The organism is Sphingobacterium multivorum (assembly GCF_039511225.1).
GTDB lineage: Bacteria > Bacteroidota > Bacteroidia > Sphingobacteriales > Sphingobacteriaceae > Sphingobacterium.
The window spans coordinates 5,523,568-5,546,160 of record NZ_CP154261.1; the positions used below are offsets into that span (position 1 = coordinate 5,523,568).

At 40.4% G+C, this 22,593-nt stretch carries 17 protein-coding genes and 1 riboswitch; of the genes, 8 read left to right on the forward strand and 9 right to left on the reverse strand.

The window, feature by feature from the left end:
* Positions 1–109 precede the first annotated feature (109 nt).
* The 3 genes from AAH582_RS23065 to dnaK all read left to right on the forward strand — a co-directional run bounded on the left by AAH582_RS23065 (position 110) and on the right by dnaK (position 5,711).
* The gene (locus tag AAH582_RS23065) at positions 110–2,797 is read left to right on the forward strand and encodes a TonB-dependent receptor (RefSeq protein ID WP_343320723.1); all 2,688 of its coding nucleotides are present in this window, start codon (positions 110–112) and stop codon (positions 2,795–2,797) included.
* A complete protein-coding gene (locus tag AAH582_RS23070; RefSeq protein WP_343320724.1) occupies positions 2,790–3,674 on the forward strand; it encodes a GLPGLI family protein in 885 nt (294 codons plus the stop codon). Before AAH582_RS23065 ends, AAH582_RS23070 begins: the two co-directional genes overlap by 8 nt.
* 132 nt (positions 3,675–3,806) lie before the next feature.
* Positions 3,807–5,711 (forward strand): molecular chaperone DnaK, encoded by a 1,905-nt coding sequence (dnaK, locus tag AAH582_RS23075; protein ID WP_343320725.1) that lies wholly within the window; start codon positions 3,807–3,809, stop codon positions 5,709–5,711.
* A 110-nt stretch (positions 5,712–5,821) separates the two neighbouring features.
* Here the strand turns inward: dnaK and AAH582_RS23080 are convergent, their stop codons facing one another.
* From AAH582_RS23080 to AAH582_RS23090, 3 genes are all read right to left on the reverse strand, one after another.
* Positions 5,822–6,505: a TIGR02117 family protein gene (locus AAH582_RS23080; protein WP_343320726.1), complete on the reverse strand. Its 684-nt coding sequence runs from the start codon at positions 6,503–6,505 to the stop codon at positions 5,822–5,824.
* Positions 6,506–6,604: 99 nt separating this feature from the next.
* Positions 6,605–7,516 carry a sugar phosphate nucleotidyltransferase gene (locus AAH582_RS23085; RefSeq protein ID WP_046673742.1) on the reverse strand — a complete coding sequence of 304 codons (912 nt, stop codon included), beginning with the start codon at positions 7,514–7,516 and terminating at the stop codon, positions 6,605–6,607.
* 133 nt (positions 7,517–7,649) lie between these two features.
* Complete coding sequence (locus tag AAH582_RS23090; RefSeq protein WP_046673654.1) at positions 7,650–9,191, reverse strand: helicase HerA-like domain-containing protein; 1,542 nt, start codon at positions 9,189–9,191, stop codon at positions 7,650–7,652.
* Positions 9,192–9,358: 167 nt separating this feature from the next.
* Between AAH582_RS23090 and AAH582_RS23095 the strand changes: the two genes are divergently transcribed.
* Positions 9,359–9,697: a hypothetical protein gene (locus AAH582_RS23095; RefSeq protein WP_053003623.1), complete on the forward strand. Its 339-nt coding sequence runs from the start codon at positions 9,359–9,361 to the stop codon at positions 9,695–9,697.
* A gap of 8 nt (positions 9,698–9,705) precedes the next feature.
* Here the strand turns inward: AAH582_RS23095 and AAH582_RS23100 are convergent, their stop codons facing one another.
* Positions 9,706–9,837, reverse strand: coding sequence for a hypothetical protein (locus tag AAH582_RS23100; RefSeq protein WP_262506854.1), 132 nt, complete (start codon positions 9,835–9,837; stop codon positions 9,706–9,708).
* An 85-nt stretch (positions 9,838–9,922) separates the two neighbouring features.
* Between AAH582_RS23100 and AAH582_RS23105 the strand changes: the two genes are divergently transcribed.
* The 4 genes from AAH582_RS23105 (at position 9,923) to AAH582_RS23120 (ending at position 15,291) form a co-directional block, all read left to right on the forward strand.
* Complete coding sequence (locus AAH582_RS23105) at positions 9,923–11,464, forward strand: SulP family inorganic anion transporter (protein ID WP_046673653.1); 1,542 nt, start codon at positions 9,923–9,925, stop codon at positions 11,462–11,464.
* Between the two features lie 208 nt (positions 11,465–11,672).
* The gene (locus AAH582_RS23110) at positions 11,673–12,320 is read left to right on the forward strand and encodes a carbonic anhydrase (RefSeq protein ID WP_046673652.1); all 648 of its coding nucleotides are present in this window, start codon (positions 11,673–11,675) and stop codon (positions 12,318–12,320) included.
* Positions 12,321–12,498: 178 nt separating this feature from the next.
* Positions 12,499–14,169: a glutamine--tRNA ligase/YqeY domain fusion protein gene (locus AAH582_RS23115; RefSeq protein WP_343320727.1), complete on the forward strand. Its 1,671-nt coding sequence runs from the start codon at positions 12,499–12,501 to the stop codon at positions 14,167–14,169.
* Between the two features lie 456 nt (positions 14,170–14,625).
* Positions 14,626–15,291: an OmpW/AlkL family protein gene (locus AAH582_RS23120; RefSeq protein ID WP_046673650.1), complete on the forward strand. Its 666-nt coding sequence runs from the start codon at positions 14,626–14,628 to the stop codon at positions 15,289–15,291.
* A gap of 144 nt (positions 15,292–15,435) precedes the next feature.
* On the opposite strand, the gene AAH582_RS23125 is transcribed toward AAH582_RS23120, so the two are convergent.
* The 5 genes from AAH582_RS23125 to AAH582_RS23145 form a co-directional block, all read right to left on the reverse strand.
* On the reverse strand, positions 15,436–18,465 hold the full coding sequence (locus tag AAH582_RS23125) for a glycosyltransferase family 117 protein (RefSeq protein ID WP_343320728.1): 3,030 nt from the start codon (positions 18,463–18,465) through the stop codon (positions 15,436–15,438).
* 244 nt (positions 18,466–18,709) lie between these two features.
* Positions 18,710–19,666 (reverse strand): methylenetetrahydrofolate reductase, encoded by a 957-nt coding sequence (locus AAH582_RS23130; RefSeq protein ID WP_046673648.1) that lies wholly within the window; start codon positions 19,664–19,666, stop codon positions 18,710–18,712.
* 70 nt (positions 19,667–19,736) lie between these two features.
* Positions 19,737–19,839: riboswitch (SAM riboswitch) on the reverse strand.
* 229 nt (positions 19,840–20,068) lie between these two features.
* Positions 20,069–20,920: a hypothetical protein gene (locus tag AAH582_RS23135; RefSeq protein WP_343320729.1), complete on the reverse strand. Its 852-nt coding sequence runs from the start codon at positions 20,918–20,920 to the stop codon at positions 20,069–20,071.
* Between the two features lie 110 nt (positions 20,921–21,030).
* Positions 21,031–21,555 (reverse strand): ribosome maturation factor RimM, encoded by a 525-nt coding sequence (rimM, locus tag AAH582_RS23140; RefSeq protein ID WP_046673647.1) that lies wholly within the window; start codon positions 21,553–21,555, stop codon positions 21,031–21,033.
* Positions 21,556–21,674: 119 nt separating this feature from the next.
* Positions 21,675–22,196, reverse strand: a complete 522-nt coding sequence (locus AAH582_RS23145) for a 30S ribosomal protein S16 (protein ID WP_046673646.1) — start codon at positions 22,194–22,196, stop codon at positions 21,675–21,677.
* Positions 22,197–22,593 lie beyond the last annotated feature (397 nt).

A 22,593-nucleotide genomic window follows, 5' to 3' on the forward strand; every position in this document is an offset into this window, starting at 1 on the left:
AAAAAATGTGATTTCCTCTACCTTATATACCAAAGATTTTACATTCAGAAGAGATGTTTTACATTTATTAACGATTAAGTAAATTATATTTGAAAGATACAACCCGTACATGAAAAGATTAGTTCAATTAATACTTTTACTATTTGTCATCTTCAATAGTGCCTACGCCCAAATAAACATCAAGGGGAGGATTCTGGACAAGGCGGATGACAAACCTCTGACCAATGCCTCAATTATTTTATTGAACCGCGACTCAGTCCTTCGTTATTTTAACAGAGCCAATGAAGAGGGAAAGTTTCAGGTAAAAAATATCAAGCCCGGAAGCTATATTATTTTAGCCACATACCCCAAGTTTGAACTCTACAGTGATACGATCCAAATTGCAGATAAAGATCTCGACTTGCATGATATCAAAATAAATTCCCAAAGAAATGTCTTACAGGAGGTGATTGTTACGCGTCGTCTTCCAATTACACTGAAAGGCGACACCATCGAATATGATGCGGCGAGTTTTGCCACGGAAAAGAATGCGAAGTTAGAGGATTTACTACGTCGTCTCCCCGGTTTTACGGTTACGGGAGACGGAAGTATCACTGCCCAAGGGAAATCTGTACAGAAGGTGTTTATCGATGGGGAGGAGTTTTTTGGTTACGACCCCAAAATAGCCATTCGAAATGTACGTGCAGATGCTGTCGATAAGGTCCAGCTCTATGAAAAGAAATCCGAGGAAGCCGAGTTATCAGGTATCGATGATGGCGTAAGGATCCAAACCGTTAACGTAGTACTTAAGGAGAAAGCACGAAAGGGTATCTTTGGAAATATGGAGGCATTGGCGGGATCCAAAGGATTGTATGCTGGAAATCTGTTCGCTGCCAAATTCAATAAGACCGAGCGAATTGGGATTACGGGCAGTCACAATAACATGGGGAGTTCAAGTGGCCGTGAAGGTTCTTTACGGATGAACAACCAGATTACGGGCGAACCACTGAATACAAATCTTGGAGCAAACTATGAAAATCAGTTCTTCAAAAAGGCCTTAAAAGTAAACGCCAACTATGGGTATGACAACAACAGCAACAAGAACCACTCGGAGACTTACAATAAAAATGTGCTGCCTGATCAATCCATTCAGGAAAAAAACAGTAAAAACGATAGCGAGAGACATAGCCGAAGTAATGGTTTCAGGTCAAACCTTAACATGCGACTGGATTCCACGCAAAATATGGAACTCCAATCCAATGCCAATTGGGCTACCAACGCTAATCTAACTTACACAGACAGCAAAACGGGCGATGGATCGGGCAACCCAATCAGTGACTTTAGGGAGAACAATCAATCGAACTCCTCAAGTTCCAACAATAATTTTCGCCTAAATTATAGAAAACGATTAAAAGCGGGGCGTTCTTTAAATGTGATGGTCGGCAATAATCACAAAGAGTCGGATTCAGAGAGTAAAGTCAATTCACGGACTTATTTTTACAAAACCGGGGATAGTACAATTATCAACCAAACGCGACATGGCCGGAATAAAGGCAATGACTTCAACTCTTCGATCAATTTCAACAACCGTATCAGTGACTATATCAATCTGGCTTTAGGCTACAGCTTCAATCATTCGAAGAGTACAAATACCCAAAATTCAATAAACAATATTACACAAAAGTTTGATTCACTATATTCTCAAAACCAGATCGACAATAATACCAATCAAGGTGTGAATGTGCACTTTTCCTATCGCAAAGAAAAGTTGGAGATCAATTTTTCCAACCGTACGTTCTACAAGAATCAACAGTTAAATGATAGTTATAGATCAATTGATCTTGCCCGGAATTTCTGGGATAACAATTTAAATGTTGATGCCAATTATCGCCTTTCAAATAGCAAAAATATACGTTTAGCTTATCAAAGTTCGAATATCATTCCATCGTTTGATCAGTTACAACCACTGCAACCTCAGACCAATCCGTTGTTTCAACAAGTCGGTAATCCCGACCTAAAACGCGCGGTGAACAATAACATTTCGGCCAATTATAACGCGTTCAGTTTATTGAAAGGAACGAATATCAATATCAACGGGAACTTGTCATTTGTTAATAATCCTATTGTCAACAAAACAACCATACTAGACAACTCGGCTCAAATCAGTTCTTATGAAAACCTATCGGGTAAATCCAACTGGAATGGCGGCCTGAATATTAACCACATGCAGCCATTGGCCAATCGTCGCATCAATTTTAACAAGAGTGCAAACGTCAGGTTTAACAACAGCTATAGCTATACCAAATTTGAAGGCGGACAGTCCGGCGGCGAGTTTCTGCTGAATAATGCAAAGAATACCAACTTTAGTTTAGGTTCTAGCTTAAATGAGCAGGACTCAGAAGGATTCGACTTTGATCTTTCGGCGAACGCTGGTTTTAATGTACAGCAAAACTCGATCAACACCCAATACAACGCAACAAGTTTTCAAGGCGGGACTTCGGCGTACATCAAATACTTTTTACCGAAGAAGTTTAATGTCATGGCAAACATTTACTATAGCTATACAGGACCTACGAAACTTTATAAAAAATCAATCAATCAATTTTATACCAATATTGAATTAGAGAAAAAAGTACTGAAAGATGAGAGTATGACACTCAGCTTAAAGGCCTTTGACCTGTTCAATACATTTAACAACACACGTCGTAATGCGAGTGACACCAACTATTCAGAGTCCGTTCAACAGGTATTGACACAATATTTTTTGGTCGGTGTAAAATGGGATTTCAACAAATATCTAGGGAAAGGAAATGATTAAAAAAATATATCTAACCGTCATCATCTGCTGCCTGTGTGGTTTATCGCTTCAGGCACAATATGCTTATTTTGGAAGTAGAGGTACGATCAGTTTTGACAAAGTCACGTACACAAAAGCACGCATGCGGCAGCTATCCAACGACATGAGCTCGAAAGGAATGGACAGAGGGATGGGCATGATGGAATATCTCGACAAGATGCCGGATTCACATACGGAAAAATTAAACTTCTACTTTGATGAGAATTCTACCGTGTTGATGCCTGAGGAAAGCGTAGTTAGCGAAAAGCAACGTGGTGAAGTCAAAATGGCCGCACCTACGATAACTTCGGGCGCAGGCAGAGGGGGCAGATCTCAGGCTGCGGTCCGAATCGGAGGAAACCAAAGGGGGCAATTTAGAGGTGGTGCCAACAAGAACGGCAAAGTCCTCTACCAGGATCTGAAAACCGGCACAGCAGACATTCAGCTTGACATCGACGAAAAATACATTCTTTCGGAAACTTTGGACAGCATTACTTGGCGTTTCACGGAGGAATTCCGAAATATCGCCGGAGTAAACTGCCGCAGAGTCAATGGTGCTACCAAAGACTCACTCTATCTGATCGCTTACTATTCGGAAGAGATTCCAGTATCGGCAGGACCAGCATTAAGCCATGGTCTCCCGGGGATGATATTGGGTCTTGTCATCCCTGAAATGCATATTCAATATTGGGCTACAAATATCGCCTATACCAATAAACTTGTTCCTTCTGATTGGCGGGATAAAAAATCAAAAAAAATGAAACTTGCTGAATTTTCGGAAATCTTTGGCAGATATATGCCACGCAATCGCCAAAACGAGTCAGCTAAAAAAAGGATATTAGAGCAACTGGTGTATTGAAAATGTCAGTTTGGCAGTACCTAAGGACAAATTGATGACAAATAGTGTTTTTTTTACAAAACTTTTGGATTGGCATAAGGGTTGATAATAGACTGATAGAATTTATTTAAGTAAAAAATTAAAACACAAGATATGTCTAAAATTATAGGAATTGACTTAGGTACTACAAACTCATGTGTTGCCGTAATGGAAGGTAACGAGCCTGTAGTAATTACGAACAACGAAGGTAAACGTACAACTCCTTCGATCGTAGCTTTCGTAGAAGGTGGCGAGCGCAAAGTTGGGGACCCAGCAAAGCGTCAAGCAATTACTAACCCACATAAAACTATTTATTCCATCAAACGTTTTATGGGACTTTCATACGATGAAGCTGTAAAAGAAGCTGAACACGTACCTTATAAAATCGTTAAAGGTGACAACAATACACCGCGTGTAGAAATTGACGACCGCAAATATACACCACAAGAGATCTCTGCTATGATTCTTCAAAAAATGAAGAAAACCGCTGAGGATTTCTTAGGTCAAGAAGTAACTGAAGCTGTTATTACAGTTCCTGCATATTTCAACGACGCACAACGTCAAGCAACAAAAGAAGCTGGTGAAATCGCTGGTTTATCTGTAAAACGTATCATTAACGAACCTACAGCAGCAGCTTTAGCTTACGGTTTGGACAAAGCACACAAAGACATGAAAATTGTTGTGTTTGACTGTGGTGGTGGTACACATGACGTTTCGGTATTGGAATTAGGTGACGGTGTATTTGAAGTTAAATCTACTGACGGTGACACACACTTAGGTGGTGATGACTTTGATAACGTAATCATCAACTGGTTGAATGAAGAATTCAAAAGTGAAAACAATGGCTTTGACTTGAAAAAAGATCCAATGGCATTGCAACGCTTAAAAGAAGCTGCTGAGAAAGCGAAAATCGAATTATCAAGCGCAACTTCTACAGAAATCAACTTGCCATATATCACTGCAGATGCAACTGGTCCAAAACACTTAGTTCGTTCATTATCACGTGCTAAATTTGAGGCTTTGGCAGCTGACTTGATCAAGAGAACAATTGCTCCTTGTGAGTCTGCATTGAAAAATGCTGGTTTCAGCAAATCTGATATTGACGAAATTATCTTAGTAGGTGGTTCTACGCGTATCCCTGCAATCGTTGACGCTGTAAAAGCATTCTTCGGAAAAGAGCCTTCTAAAGGTGTAAACCCAGATGAAGTTGTTGCTTTAGGTGCTGCTATCCAAGGTGGTGTTTTGACAGGTGAAGTAAAAGACGTTTTATTATTGGATGTTACTCCACTTTCATTGGGTATTGAAACAATGGGTGGTGTGATGACTAAATTGATCGAAGCAAATACAACAATTCCAACTAAAAAATCGGAAACGTTCTCTACTGCTTCAGACAATCAGCCATCTGTAGAAATTCACATCTTACAAGGAGAGCGTCCTATGGCAAACCAAAACCGTACAATCGGCCGTTTCCATTTGAACGATATTCCACCAGCTCCTCGTGGCGTTCCTCAAATCGAAGTTACTTTTGATATTGATGCCAATGGTATCATCAAAGTATCTGCGAAAGATAAAGCTACTGGAAAAGAACAAAATATCCGCATTGAAGCATCTTCAGGTTTGTCTGACGACGAAATCAAACGCATGAAAGAAGAAGCTGAAGCAAATGCTGATGCTGACAAAAAAATAAAAGAAGAAGCTGACAAAGTAAATGCAGCTGACGCTTTAATCTTCTCAACTGAAAAACAATTGAAAGAATATGGCGATAAAATTTCAGCAGATAAAAAAGCGCCAATTGAAGCTGGCTTAACAAAATTAAAAGCTGCTTACGAAGCGAAAAACTTTGCTGATATCGATGCTGCTTCTGAAGAATTGCAAAATGCTTGGAATGCTGCTTCTGAAGAAATGTATGCTGCTTCGCAAGGTGGTGCACAACAACCTCAAAGTGATGCAGGTCAAGCTCAAGGTGGAAACCAAGGTGGTGATGATGTAACTGACGTAGATTACGAAGAAGTGAAATAATCACTCCTCCTCATAAAAAAAGCTCCAGGATTATTCCCGGAGCTTTTTTTATGCCTATTACTTTCACTATCTCGTTTAACCTTCACCGCAATACGCTTATGCATTTCCAGCTACTTCTTATCCTTATAGTGACTTAAGATTCCTTTGTCCAAAGTAGCCCATATACCTGCTGGCATCGCCGCTCTCTTTAAGGCATTATTGGTCCAGGTATTGCACGAATAAAACATGCTATAGGCTCCTTTTGCTTCGTAAAAGGCGTCTGAGTCGCCATACTGCGCATCTGTTTTCACCAAAATAGCTTCCGCTTGATTTCGATCCAACGAATCTTCTATATATTTTATCAGATCACGGTATTGGGATTTACTGATCTGATAAGCAAAACATAATTCATCTTGCTGAACCGAATTGTAGTAGGTCACATGAATGGCAGACTCCCCTAATCCAAAGGCAGCCACAAAGGCTGTCGATGCTTTAAGATCCTTCCATTCTGGTGTATCCAAATAGAATCCTTTATCCCCCCAACCGATACCGACATACCGATATCCGCTATGTTTCCCCACCGTATTCCTATAAGGAAATAGTTGCGACCAATCCATCTCTTCGTTAACGACAGGCAATACGATATCGGTATGAACACCATTGGACTGAACAAAAACCTGAATCGTCTTCTCTTCGTCTGTATTTTTCCTTGGAGCCGAAATTCTTGACAAACTGTATTCAGCAACAATATAGAGCACACAAAAAGACAACAATCCTAAAATAAGATAACCAAACACTTTAAGAATTTTTTTCATCAAAGATTTATTTCCGCTCAATTAATCTAGCGCACAGGTCAAAAAAAAACCTGTATTGCTTGACAATACAGGTGAAAGATAAGCTATTTCTTTTAGCTCTTAAAATAACTTTTCTGGATATACTCCATCAGCCACCAATTTTGAAATTGATTCTTGTACGATAGGTTTATCTTCTTTATAAGTTACGCCAAACCATTTCGAAGAAGTTGGGATTACCTTAAAATCAGCCAACTTATGCTTCACCATATAATCTGGTACAGAAGGAATGAAAAATTCTGCTTTTAAATTTTCCTTATTTTCCTCAACAAATGCAGGGAACATCGCCTGAGCTACTTCGAAAATCTTTGGTGTAAAACCCCAGAAGTTCATCGAAACACGAGTTTTAGGATCTAGATCTGTCTCCACCCCATTTTCCTCATAAACGATTTTGCGATCGTCGCCTTCGCCTTTGTAGTATATATTTGTACGTTCAGTTACACTTTCCATATGTCCAGAAGGGGTAACCTCACATACTCCGCGTGAAACGTAGCCATAATCGGACATGGTATTTCCAACCTGGAAGCCCATCAACGACATTTGTTGATCAGAAACCTCGGTTGTTAAGAACTCGGCCATTTTCTGAAAAGAATCCGATCCGTAGAAATCGTCTGCATTGATTACACAAAATGGTTCATGCACTTTATCTTTAGCACTCATCACCGCATGGGCAGTACCCCAAGGTTTTGTTCTTTCGATAACGTGATTAACACCGAATTTTGTTAAGTCAAAATCTTGAAAAGCGTAATCTACTTCTATTTTACCTTTCAATTTTTCATCAAATACTGTTTTCATTTTTTCCAGAAATTCTTCCCGGATAATGAATACAACTTTTCCAAATCCTGCGCGAATAGCATCGTAAATTGAATAGTCAATAATTGTCTCGCCGTGTGGGCCAAAACCATCTACTTGTTTTAAAGAACCATACCGGCTAGCCATTCCTGCTGCCAAAATCAAAAGGGTTGGTTTACTCATATTTAATTGCGTTAATAGAATTTTCTTTTCGTCCGCAAACTTAGCTAAATTTGCCCTCAAAAGCAAATTTAGCTAAGTTCGGCTCCACCTTCAAAGGTATAGTATTGAAACGAAAAGAATCCAAAAATTAGTATTATTTCTTTTTTAAGAATGCGTTTAATAAACCCGTCGCTAGTTTGCCCAAAAACTTAACTCCCTCTCTTGCTAAGGTCGTTGTTGCCGTTCGTTGCGCAGCTTCTAGAGGTGTCTGTCTTCTGGAGCTTGGCCGACTTGCTTTTTCCGCTTCTTTTTCCTGGGCCGCGCGTTGTTCTTCCTGTGCTGCAGCCTGCATTCTTTCGTCTATGATTTCAGCGGCAGAGCGATTTTCTTGTCGCTCCTGATATTTTGCCCGCAAATCAGACTGATTGATAATTTGGCTAACCGTTGCATCATCTGCAGGTCCCATAACTGCACGCGCCGGCACCAAATGTGTAGCGACAACCTCTGTAGGAATACCCTTATCATTCAATACTGTGATTAATGCCTGTCCAGTACCCAAAGAAGTCAGGACCTGATCAATTTCATAAAAATCGGATTTAGGATAGGTTTTTACAGTCTTCTTTAAATTTTCAGCATCGTTGGGCGTAAAGGCACGCAATGCATGTTGCACACGGTTACCCAGCTGGGCCAATACAGATTCAGGTACATCGGTTGGAGACTGTGTACAAAAGAAAACGCCGATCCCCTTCGAACGGATAAGGCGAATGATTTGATCCACTTGAGTCAAAAAGGCTTTAGGAGCCCCATTGAACAGCAGATGGGCTTCATCAAAGAAGAAGACCAACTTGGGTTTGTCCAAGTCACCCACCTCAGGCATATTTTTAAATAGCTGTGCCAATAAGCTCAATAAGAATGTAGAATAAAGCACCGGCTGATCTTGCACGTCAGAAATATTCAATAGGCTAATCACACCCCTACCATCCACCTTCTGAAACAGATCGTTAATATCAAATTCTTTCTCACCAAAGATATGCGCTAGCCCCTGCTGTTCCAATGCGACGATCTTACGCAGGATGGTTCCCGAGCTTGCCGAACTAATCTTACCATAATCACCTTTGATTTCTTCGCTGCCGGGTCCTTCAGAAAGATAAGTAAGCAGTTTCTTCGTATCTGAGAAATCAATCAACGGCATTTGGTGATCCTGTGCATATTTGAACATCGCAGCCAATACGCCGGTCTGTGTTTCATTAAGTTCGAGTATCCGGCCCAACAAGACGGGGCCAAAATCTTCTACGGTAATCCGCATCGGAATCCCCTTATTGCCGGACAGTGAATACAGTTCTACCGGAAAGGACGATGGCTCAAACGGCACCCCCACGGCATTTCCCCGATCAATAAGGGCTTGGTTGGTCACCCCTGGCACTGCTAGGCCCGATAGGTCACCTTTAACATCCAGCATAAATACTGGTACAGAGGCATCCGACAATTGTTCAGCGATCAATTGTAGCGTACGTGTTTTACCGGTTCCGGTAGCCCCTGCAATAAGTCCGTGACGGTTCATCATTTTCAAGGCTAAATTCACTTTTGCCTCTGCCAGAATTTCGCCATTAAGCATTCCCGCTCCCAGATAAATAAACGCTCCTTTGGGATTATAGGAAGCCTGAACCTTCTCTATAAATTGTTCTTTATTTGCCATACAAAAGGCTTAATATTTATAAATCAATAAAAATTGAAAACTTTTCAAAAAATAATCTCTTCGTCACAATTTCGTGCCAAATTTTATTTTTAGTGCACTATTAATTTGAATTTAACATAGAATTACTATTTTTACGATGTAAACAGTAAGATTAAAGGTAATAAAAAATGTTAAATAAGCAGTTTAGATTTGTGGCAGCATTCCTTTGTGCTATCATCTTTTTCACAAAGATGGCCATCTCTATTTCGCCTATTTTTTCAAACAGCTTAGATCAAAGTACCATCTTACAAGTCGTTTTACAACTGGAAATCGAAAACAATAACGGCGCAAGTAATGATACACTTGAAACTGCCTCAAAATTTTTCAATACAAAAACAGAAGAACCTATTGTATTTGAAACCATTCTCGTTGAGAACCAAGGAAAACAGAAGAATTATCTTAAAAATGAGAAAAGCATTTTAGCTTTCCATCCTACGGTTCCAACACCGCCTCCTAACTATTCATAAAGGCATCCCTAGGGATGTATCCCGTCAACCCGCATGCTAAAGGTAATGTATGTGCGGTAATCTTTGATTTTTCTGAAGTAATCGGCTTTGGCTCTGTTGATGTTATCGTTGATTTGGTTCGGCACTAACGCTTTGTTCATGCTGTTGAACGCCAAACGGTATACATGATACAACGCCAGTTAAAGGTCGCCTGATGAAAATTTTTTACAGATAAACACAAATTTTATGTTTGGAACTCGTACGTCGGCTTTTCTGAAACTATCGAAAAGAGACTTAAAATATGACTTCCCTGCTAGTGTTGTGGTGTTTTTGGTGGCACTTCCATTATGTTTGGGAATTGCAATGGCCTCTGGTGCGCCATTGTTTGCAGGATTATTGACTGGTGTAATCGGTGGAATCGTTGTCGCTTCAATCAGTAAATCACCACTCAGTGTAAGTGGGCCAGCTGCTGGTCTTACAGTTATTGTCTTAGGTGCTATTCAGAGCCTAGGGGCATATGAAACCTTTCTACTTGCCGTCGTGATTGCCGGTGTAGTACAAGTTATTCTCGGTATATTAAAAGCAGGGATGATCGGAAACTATTTCCCTTCAGCGGTCATTGTAGGTATGCTTGCTGCGATCGGCATCACAATTATCATGAAGCAGATTCCTTTGGCATTGGGCTTAGTGGAAACACATGCCTTCGAAATGGACAATGGTCATGGTATCGGTGCCTATTTTGACACGATAGCCTCTGCGATCAACTTTGGCGCATTGATCATTTGCGCCTTGTCATTGGCGATCCTAATCTTTTGGCCATCTATTCCAAAGCTCAACAAGGTGCCAGCCCCATTGGTTGTCGTGATGCTAGGCGTAAGTTTAGCTTATCTTTTCAACGGCTCAGCATTCCAGTTGCATGACAAGCAATTTGTACTAGTCCCTATTGTCGGTTCTTTTGCTGAATTCACAGGATTATTTACCCTCCCGGACTTTACACAGATTGTCAACAAAGATGTGTGGATAGCTGCATTTACGATTGCAATTATTGCAAGTTTAGAGACTTTATTGAGCATCGAGGCTGTTGATAAAATAGACCCCTACAAAAGAAATACGCCAACCAACCGCGAACTTGTTGCACAAGGCATCGGAAATATGACCAGTGGACTTCTGGGCGGTCTGCCATTGACATCCGTCATTGTACGCTCATCAGCAAACGTCAATGCAGGCGGAAAAACAAGGCAATCTGCCATCATGCATGGTATATGGCTATTGGTCGCTATGCTCGCTATCCCAACAATGCTGAACATGATTCCTTTGGCCTGTCTGGCGGCCATCCTTCTCCATACAGGGTATAAATTGGCTAAACCAAGTCTATTCACCTCAATGTACAAAAAAGGCTTAGATCAATTTATCCCATTTTTTGTCACCATTGTAGCGATTGTGTTTACCGATCTCCTTATGGGTGTAGGGATAGGTATTGTCGTGGCGACATTCTATATCTTAAGAGCCAATATGAAAAATGCTTTTAAATATAATATTGAAAAAGACAATGAAGAAGATAAGGCTGTCATTACATTAGCGGAGGAAGTATCATTTTTGAACAAGGTTCCTATCCAACAAAAATTGTACAGCTTACCAAAATCGATCAGTAAGATCCGAATCGATGGGACATTCAGTAAATTTATAGACAAGGATGTCATCGAAGTCATCAAAGATTTTGAACAGAATGCCAGAAGTAAAGGCAAAGACATCGAACTTTTGCAGGTGGTCTATAAGAAACCTTCATAGGATACGGGTCTTTGACGTATCTCGTAAGCCATTCCCTTCCATTGGTCGGCTAGCAAGCTGGATTGAAATGGGGGGAGACGGTTATTGAATAGCAAGAACAGCTATTCAATAAAAATAAGTTGTTTGAAGTAAACAATGAATTTAGACATTTGTATTATTATAATAAAATTGAAACGATGCCTTCGGGCAAGAGTGAAATAAGAAGAATATGGAAAATAAAGATTTAAAAATAGGATTTGACAATATCATTAAGGGAAATAAAGAGTGGATGGAGTTTGTAAAGAATGATGCTACAGGGCGGTTCCAACAGCTTTCTAAAGGTCAAAATCCAGAAATTCTTTGGATCGGTTGTGCCGATAGCCGAGTACCTGCAAATGAATTGACAGGTACAAAGCCTGGAGAGGTATTCGTTCATCGTAATATTGCCAACATGGTCATTCACTCCGATATGAGTATGCTTTCCGTCTTAGACTATGCGGTCAATGTTTTGAAAGTAAAACATGTCATTATCGCAGGTCACTATGGCTGTGGTGGTGTAGCAGCCTCTTTAAGCCGCAAGCAGTACGGTATTATTGACAACTGGTTGGGTCATATCAAAGATGTATATCGCTTACACAGTGCAGAGATTGATGCGATCCAAGAGCATGATAAAAAAGTAGACCGTTTAATCGAGCTCAATGTACAAGAGCAAGTTTTCAATCTGTGCGCGACGTCAATCATTCAAAATGCATGGAAAGAGCGTGATGATCTTGCCGTACACGGCATGATTATCAATATCGGCACTGGAGAATTGATCGATCAACACTGTACGTTTACCAATAATGACGAGCTAGGTGAAGTCTTCGCTTATAAATAGCGTAGTAATAAAAATCGGTAAAAAGGGACGAAATTTCGTCCCTTTTTTATTGCGGGTCCAAACCTTATTACGTCTTCCCATTCTTACCGATACAGCCAGCACATTCAATCACTCATACTAAGGCGAATATCTACGATCTCCTAGCTAATATCTCGCTACGAATAATTAACTTTGTATTATGAGTGAAGAAAAATCATTAAATTTTATCGAGGAAATTGTCGAAGAGGATCTTCGAACAGGAAAGCATGGCGGACGTGTATTGACACGTTTTCCTCCTGAGCCAAATGGTTACCTCCACATTGGTCACGCCAAATCCATCTGCTTGAATTTTGGATTAGCACAGCAGTATAATGGCAAGACTAATCTACGTTTTGATGACACTAACCCTGTCACTGAGGATACCGAGTATGTTGAAAGCATCAAGAAAGATATTCAATGGCTTGGATTCCAGTGGGCAGAGGAATTATATACTTCAGATTATTTTGAGACACTATATCGTTATGCCGTTGAGCTAATAAAAAAAGGTCTAGCTTATGTGGACGACAGCACTGCTGAAGAAATTGCAGCAGCAAAAGGTACCCCAACAGAACCCGGTGTTCCGACACCATATCGCGACAGGTCTATTGAAGAAAATTTGACCTTATTCGCAGATATGCGCGCCGGTAAATACCAAGATGGCGAAAAAGTACTCCGGGCAAAGATTGATTTGGCTAGCCCAAATATGCACTTGCGCGACCCTTTGTTATACCGCATCAAGCACGCTCACCACCACAGAACGGGGAATCAATGGTGTATCTATCCGATGTATGATTTTGCACATGGCCAATCAGACTCCATTGAGAAAATTACACACTCCATCTGTACATTGGAATTTATTCCACATCGTCCACTTTATGATTGGTGTATAGATAAATTGGAGATTTTCCCCTCTAAACAATACGAATTTGCACGTTTGAATATGACCTATACTGTCATGAGTAAACGTAAATTACTGCAACTGGTCAATGATAAGTTTGTTGAAAGCTGGGACGACCCACGCATGCCTACGATCTCAGGATTGCGCAGAAGGGGGTATACACCGGCGAGTATCCGCAACTTCTGTGAAAAAATCGGTGTTCAAAAACGTGAAAACATGATCGATGTCAGTCTTTTGGAATTCTGTATCCGTGAGGATCTCAACAAAACGGCATGGCGCAGAATGGCTGTCCTTGATCCAATCAAATTGGTGATTACAAACTATCCTGATGGTCAGGTAGAGGATCTTATTGGTGAGAATAACCCTGAAGTTGAAGGCGGTGAAGGTTCACGCTCCATTCCATTTTCAAAAGAGCTCTGGATAGAGCGCGATGATTTTATGGAAGATGCACCAAAAAAATTCTTCCGCTTGGGCCCTGGGCTTTCCGTACGTTTGAAACATGCTTACATCGTTACCTGTCATGATTTTGTGAAAGATGAAAACGGAAACGTGACGGAAGTTCATTGTACCTATGTTCCAAACTCAAAATCAGGAGAAGATACTTCAGGATTAAAAGTTAAAGGAACAATCCATTGGATCTCGGTTCCACATGCGAAAGAAGCCGAAGTAAGGTTGTACGACAGATTGTTCAATGATGAAAATCCTGCCGCTGCAGAAGATTTTAAAGCATCGATCAACCCTGAAAGTTTACATATTATCCAACGTGCTTACATTGAACCGGATCTGGCTAACGCTACGCCTGGAAAGGGATATCAATTTATACGATTGGGTTATTTTACATTAGACACACAGTCAACGCCAGACCATCTAGTCTTTAACCGTACGGTTACATTAAAAGACTCCTGGGGTAAGGAAGTGAAGAAAAACGCGTAAAACCGTAACTTCTAAAATAGAACAGGTCGGAATAAATCCGACCTGTTCTATTTTAGAAGCATTCCTATTCCATTCAATATGCATTGACATGCCGGATTTGTATCCCCATTAACCCTGCTAAACGAGACTCCAGTCCCCCACTTGCCCCCAACTCTCCTAGCAGTTATTCTGGTGCACAATCCGCAGTTGCGCGAATGACATACTTTCATAACGTTTGCTCGTCCTCAGGCGAGACAAATGCGTGTAATAGGCCTATTATCCCAATGTGGCTTGAAAAACTATTACAGCGGATTTACACCTACCCATACTTTCCTATTTTTTACAACAGTAATTTATAAAGGTACATCATCTGCAATAGGAAAAACATCGTATCATTCATTTTTCAACCTGATTATCGTCACTCTTTTGCCCTGATTTTAGCAATAGTTTTACAGCAAACAAAATACCCTTAATGATATGAAAAAGCTACTTTTAATTGCACTAACACTTACCCTAGGCGCACTAAGTTTACAGGCACAAACAATCCCTAATCAACGCTGGCAAATGAGACTCAGAGGTGTGACAGTCATGCCAAACGAATCGGCCAATATTAATACCATAGGCGGAGACGTCGACATCAATACGAAATTTATCCCTGAACTTGACTTCACCTATTTCTTCACAAAAAACATTGCGGCGGAATTGATCCTTGGGACTACAAAACATAAAGTTAATACAACAGGTTCGAATTTAACTGCCATTGGTGGCAGTCCATCCAGCAATGTCGATCTTGGGAGTGTATGGCTCCTCCCTCCCACACTGACAGCGCAATATCACTTCCTCCCCGACGGTGCCATTAAACCCTATGTAGGAGCGGGAATAAATTACACCATATTCTATAGCGTCAATGCGGGGCAAACGGTTAAAAATGTAAAATATGATAATGCTTTCGGCTTTGCGACTCAACTGGGAATTGATTTTAAGCTATCTGAAAAATATTTCGTGAATTTAGATGCTAAGTATATTCTTTTAAAGACCGATGTCAATGTGGATGCATCCAACCTCGCCCCCAACCTATCCATACCGGCAAAAGTTGACATAAACCCCTTCCTGCTTGGCTTTGGAGTCGGTATGAAATTTTAATAACTCGGCTCATTCCCTATCCTATATGTATCGAGGCCTCTTCCAATATTTTAGAAGAGGCCTCATCTGGTTTCTTATCTCAAATACGTTAATCCAATGCTCCATTAGGCGTGCCTGGTAATTTGGTTCAGTTCATCATCAAAATTATTCTACGCCGTACCAATTTTGATATTGCTGTCTCAACTGCTCAACACGTGCCAATCGTTTGGTATCCTTTGCTTCCAATAAAATAGCCTTATACCGGTCTACAGAGTCCAAGCCGGTCTGAATATCATTCCACTCAAAGCTCAGGTTTTTCTTATCCATTACCAATTGATGGAGGTATTCCATATTTTCAGCGACATAATCAAGGTTCCGGTCCATCATCCTGTTGGCCAGCTGAGGTTGCCCCGAGCGATACAGACTATCGATAATATCGGCATAATTGATGGCGTCCGACATCGCATATACGCGATCGGGCAATTGATCGTATGCTTTTTTTGCCACCTCCCCAGCTTGTTTGACCTGGCCATTGGCTAAAAGCATTCGGGCAGCTTTTCCAAATATATCACGGGCGTACATGCTTGCAAAGCGGAACGAATCTGTATCCAAGTATTGTGCATTTTTAACATTACCCCAATGATACGTATGCATAATATTGCTATATAACGCCTCCATATTAACTAGCCCACCCTGCTCACTTCGTTTTCCTGTCGATCGATCTGTAGCAGTGACAGGCATCAATCGAGAAGTAAAGCCCTCATTGACCAGGTATTTATCCAGTCCCAACTTAATATCACTTGGCAGCATATTCGAAAAATATATCGGTCTGTCCCAATGATTATTTTCAAGCACGGATAACAGGGTTAAATCCGACCTGGTCAGATGATCATTCGGAATTTCCCATTCCATTGCAGAAACTATAGCTCCCTGAAAATACGCCGGAACCGCATTTTTCTTAACCACCTCGTCTTTATCAATGCGCAATTGGACTTTCTTGGAAGGGAAATAGTTTTCCATATCACCGGAATTCAGCTGAACTTTATACTCCGGATCATCCGATGTGACAAACTGCAATAACTGCTGTATATCTACCGCATTGTCAAGTTGTCTATCTACGAAAGGGATATAATCACGAACGCCTTTTTTCGTCTTTTCAGCGGGAATCGTCACGGGGAGCCCTGCCGCTTGATACGTGGGTTGTTTGGCCTGTTGCATATACCAATCGCCTGTGAGATAGCTTAACACGACAACCCGAACATCCGGACGTACGCCCTCTACTTCTTGCAAATACCATACAGGAAATGTATCATGATCGCCATAGGTAAATAGAATAGCATTTGGAGCACAGGATTCCAAATAATTGCGTGCCATATCCCTTGCCAACGATTTCTCGGACCGATTATGATCATCCCAGTTTTGATGAGCCAAAATAATAGGGCCTCCCAACAGCGCAAAAGAAATACCTGTCGCTAAAGCATAACGTGTTTGTACAAAACGGTTGAAAAACCGAACAAATGCTATTACTCCCAGCCCAATCCAGATCGCAAAAGCATAGAAAGACCCCACGTAAGCATAATCTCGTTCCCGGGGTTGCATAGGAGTTTGGTTGAGATAAACTACGATCGCTACCCCCGTAAACACAAACAGCAAGGTCAGTACCAAGGTATAAGGTTTATTGTTTCGGTACAACCAGATCGCACCAGCTATTCCGAGTAGCAATGGAAGAAAAAAATAAGTGTTCCGGCTCGGGTCATGCTCCTGCGATCGAGATATTTTATCTTGCCCCCCTAAACGCCAATTATCCAATGGTCTGATCCCCGACAACCAGTTGCCGTCACTATAGGTCCCATACCCTTGCCTGTCATTCTGTCTACCCACAAAATTCCATAAGAAATATCGGGTATACATATCTCCCAGTTGAAAATTAAAAAAGAACTTAAAATTATCGGAAAACGTTGGCTGTTGCCCTTCTTTCAAATTGAGGTAACTTCTGTAATAAGCTTGATGGCTTCCATCTTGGCTATAGATACGCGGGAAAAAGGTTTCCTTATCAAATTGATATTTGTCTACCTGTGTGAAGGGAACATACTCCGACTTATCTTTCCGATAGCTCGTCTTACTATCGACGCCAACCACTTGCGAGTCATAATAAGGTCCTTTGAGTAACGGTTCCCGTATATATTGTTCACGGCTCAAATATCCTAAAAAAGAAAATACATTATCCGGCGCATTATTGTTCAAGGATGGATTTGCTTTCCCACGGATCATGACCATGGTGTAGGAACTGTATCCAAATAAAACAAAACAAAGAACCAGCAAGGCTGTATTGAGTGTATATTTCTGCTTTTTATAGGAATAATATAGACCGTAAATTATCAATCCCCCCAATAATAGGCACGAGAAAAAAATTCCGGTACCAAATCCCATTCCCAATGAGTTCACAAATACGAGATCCACTTTAGCCGCTAGACCGACTAACCATTGAATAATTCCCCACAAAACGGCCCCCAAGATCAGCACTCCGACGAGGAAAGCTTTTATTGTCCCTTTCGCACTAACCTGTCGCGCTCTTCGGAAATAAACAAGCATCGCGATAGCCGGGATTGCTAAAAGATTTAATAGATGCACTCCGATCGAAAGCCCCATAACAAAAGCAATAAAAACCAGCCAACGATCGCTACCGTCTTCATCTGCACGGACTTCCCACTTTAAAATTGCCCAAAATACAACTGCTGTACATAACGAAGACATTGCATAAACTTCAGATTCAACTGCCGAATACCAAAATGAATCGCTGAAACTAAATGCCATTGCACCGACAACTCCTGCGCCGAAGATCTGCAGGTAGGTTGACAAAGAAGCTTGTTTGTCTTTGTTGAGTAGCTTTTTAGCAATGGCGGTTATTGTCCAAAATAAAAAGGTAACAGTAATTCCACTGCAAACTGCAGAACCTATATTCATCCAATAGGCGATCTGCCCCTTATTCCCTAAAGCGAGATTAGAAAATATATTCTGAATAAGAAGAAACAATGGTGCTCCCGGTTGATGTGCCACCTCCAATTTATAGGCACAGGCTATAAATTCACCGCAATCCCACCAGCTTACCGTCTTTTCAACTGTAGCGATATATACACAGGTGGCAATTAGTCCGCAAGCAAAACCGAGTAGAGAATTTAATCTATTGTACGTCATAAGGTCAATTGGTCTATTGTTAAAATCCTTTTTAGCACTTTAAGTTAAAAAGTTATCCTGACTCCGACACACGAATTAACACTATTTAACACCAGTACCTGACTATAAACAGGCTATTCAACACTGAATATAGAGATCGACCTAAACCACGCTGCCAAAACTTTCTACCTATTTCAGGCTTTCACAATGAATATTATCATAAAAAAAGGGAGCTTATCTGCTCCCTTTTTTATCATTTTATGAGTTAGGCTAGTTTTTCAACAATCTTCTTTGTTGGACCAGGATTACTCATCGTATAAAAATGTAATACCGGAGCGCCAAATTTAATCAGCTCCTGACACTGTTGTACCAACCACTCTTCACCTACCTGTCTGACGTCGGCATTCGTTTTACATGCCGCGACAGCGTCACTCAGTTCCTCTGGAATATCTAAATGAAAAATTCTTGGCAAGGTCACCAATTGCTTTTTTGTTGTCAGTGGTTTTAATCCCGGAATAATAGGCACATGGATTCCATTGTCCCTACATTTTGTTACAAATTCCTTGTATTTTTCAACATTAAAGAACATCTGAGTCACAATAAACTCTGCTCCCATATCGACTTTTTGTTTCAGATATTTAAAATCAGTATTGAAATTTGGAGATTCAAAATGCTTTTCGGGATACCCGGCTACTCCGATGCAAAAATCAGTCTTTTCCGACGTGATAATGTCTTCATGCAGATACTTTCCTTTATTCATATCGGTTACCTGTTCCAATAGGTCTGTTGCAAAAGCATGTCCACCATCGGTTGGTATAAAATCGGCATCGCCCTTACGTGCATCACCCCGCAACACCAAAACGTTATCTATCCCCAGGAAGTTCAAATCGATCAATGCATTTTCAGTTTCCTCTTTTGTAAAACCCCCACATATCAAATGTGGCACCGCATCCACTTTATATTTATTCATGATTGCAGCACATATCGCCACTGTCCCAGGACGTTTACGATAGGAAACACGTTCCAGCAATCCACTCGCATGCTCTTTATAGATATAATCTTCCCGATGGTAGGTGACGTCGATAAAAGGAGGTTTAAACTCCATCAGTTCATCCATGGTTTTAAAAATACTTTGGATGCCCTGCCCTTTCGCCGGTGGCAATAGCTCAAAAGAAAACAATGTTTTTCCTTTGGCATTCTGGATATGATCGATAATCTTCATTAAAAAACTGTTTTTAGTTTGGTTGGCTTACATCGAAACGCACACGTCGAGGAATCGTTTATCTACATGTAACTTATCTTTCCCACATGGAGTAGGGTAGAATTTAGCACCTTGAACAATACAGGTTGCTAAGGCTTCAACGGGTCTAGTCCCTCGGCCTTTCTCTATAAGCGTTGCTAATATCGTTTTAAAAAATCAAAAGACAAAAATTATTTTTCGAAAAGGCAAAAATAGCAGCAAAAAGACTTCAATAAACGATGTTTCAACGTCACTTTAGCTTTGTGTCCATGCTACGACAGGATTCTTCGCCCTACCAAGAGCAAAAGATCTAGAAAAACCAGTAGAATTAACGATCGAGGATCATAGACAGCGAAGAGATTGACTATGCCACAAGAACATTGGCTAAAGATTAGCTGCCAAAGAATTTCGTAAATTTTTGAGATAAAATGTGACCAATAAGAGTCCTGTAACATGGTACTCCTCTTTCGATCCATATTTAAATCCGTCAAATAAATAGTGATAGGCGACCAATGCCTCTTGTTCGTTGTAAAATAATTCCTTCCAAGAATCGGGAACATCTGCCCATGCCTTGAGCACAATGCCATTCTCAGCATAAATAATTGGTGATTCGACACCATCCATTCGATAATCGTGATGGGTGCCAGAGCTTGATATGTGTTGGAAATAAGCGATAGAATAATCTACAAAATTCAAGGCCCTCGCTTTTATCTCCCTTTCACTTTCTGATTTTACCGGAGCATTTCGCCATAAATTCACTTGGCTATCAAATTTACTGGGCGTTTCCCGAATAAGGGTTTTATCTAACGCAAAGTTGATATAAAGTCTTTCACTAGTGGGTATACGTGCTGAGCTAAACTGTGAAAAATCACCTCTCAGCTGAACAAAATCTTTTTTTATTTTAACAATATCCAAAGCGACACTACCTTTTTTCTCATCCGTCAATTCTAATCTATCACCGTCAAATTTGTACTTACCAAAGAGTAAAATATCATCGATCGCCATGACAAACTGGTCCTTATCATGAAGCGAAAGAAAGGATCGGTATAGAATAGGATCATTACCATAGGTATCTGCCTCCACATTTTGGGGAGATTCTCTTTTTAATTTATGATACTCATCATTTGGATAGCCCAATATCATTTGGTAGTTGCCTTCAGGAAACTCCTTTTTCTTCCCAAAGAAAGTACACGAAGACAATGAGAGTGTGAGTAACAGCAGTAATAACGGTTTCAAAATCAATTAATAATTATGGCCAATAGTAATATTAATATATAAGGACCAAGATAAGAAATTACTGCAATAGTAAGTATAGGATATTCAATTGAATAAGCTTGGGGATATGCCTATTCCTTATACAGATCGACCAATCCCTCAGGCAATTCAACTTCAATGATCTCCTCTTCGCCATCAATTCCTAAGATCAAATCGTCGGACAGCGGAAACATCAGTTCTTTGCCATCCATATCTACTGTGGCGACAAATTGTTGTGGGAATTCCTGAACATCTGTTATTTGCCCCAGTTCGCCATGGTTTTCATCGATCACTAAAAATCCGATTAAATCAGTATATCTAAAATCATCCGGGTCGCGCTCGGGCATTTTATCATTGGAAAGATATAGCTTTTTACGGACGAGTACCTGAGCCTTATCGATATGATCCACATCCTCAAATGTTACATAAGCAGTGCTATTTTTTTGAAATTTAATGGCATCAACAAAATAAGGAACAAGCTTTTTGTTCACTTCTACAAAGACAACATCGATATCCAAACTCTCGTATTCTTCGAATTCAAAAAACAGTTGTACTTCTCCTTTAAGACCTCTTGTTTTACTGATGTAACCGATGTAAAAGCATTGATCAATAGTCATATTTTTCTTATTTGGCGATTAGCTGTGAGACATGATTTGGCAAACGATTAGCCTATTGGCTGTTTCAAAAAAAGCCGGCTCAAGATTGAGTCGGCTTTCTCGAATACTTTATGAAAGAATTAACCTTCAGTTTCTTCTGATGCAGGAGCTTCAGTCTCTTCAGCAGCAGTTTCTTCTGCTACAGGAGCATTTTTAGCAGCTACAGCAGCAGCTTTTTCTTCTTTTTTCTTAGCTTCAGCAGCTAAAGCAGCTTTTTTAGTTTCAGCTTTAGTTTGAGCTAAACCATCTTTTTTACCAGAGATTCTAGCTTCTTGAGCGTCAGTCCAAGCTGTAAATTTAGCTTCAGCAGCAGCTTCATCAAAAGCACCTTTTTTCACACCACCTTGCAAGTGTTTTTTGTAAAGAACACCTTTGTAAGAAAGGATAGCACGAGCAGTGTCAGTTGGTTGAGCACCTTTATTCATCCAATCCAAAGCTTTTTCAAAATCCAAAACGATAGTTGCTGGATTTGTGTTTGGGTTGTAAGAACCAATACGTTCAATGAATTTACCGTCACGTGGAGCGCGAGAATCCGCTACGACTACGTGGTAAAAAGGACGTCCTTTTTTACCGTGTCTTTGCAATCTGATTTTAGTTGCCATTTTTTAATTTTATTTTATGTATTCAACATATCCCCCGAGCTTCATACTAGAGGGGATGCAAAGATAGTTATTTTTTTTTAATCAGCGTTATAATTTAATAAAACTTCACTGAAAACGACAGGGTTAGCTTCTTTCAGTAACCTCTTTCAGGTTAAACACGTCCTACGCACGTTAAGATTTTGCCCTTACCATACTGTAGGTGAAACAAGTCTTTCAAAAAATCAGTGTACAAAATAGCCCTTTTCTTCAAAACTTTCGTGACTTCGCAGATACCAACAGCAATGATAGCAAACTGAAGGTTCTTTCTGGCCAATAAAATTAAGACACTTTCAAAAAAAAGCTATTTTACCAAATGTAAACGGGATGAATTGTTTGCGTCCTATGCCTTCGAAATAGT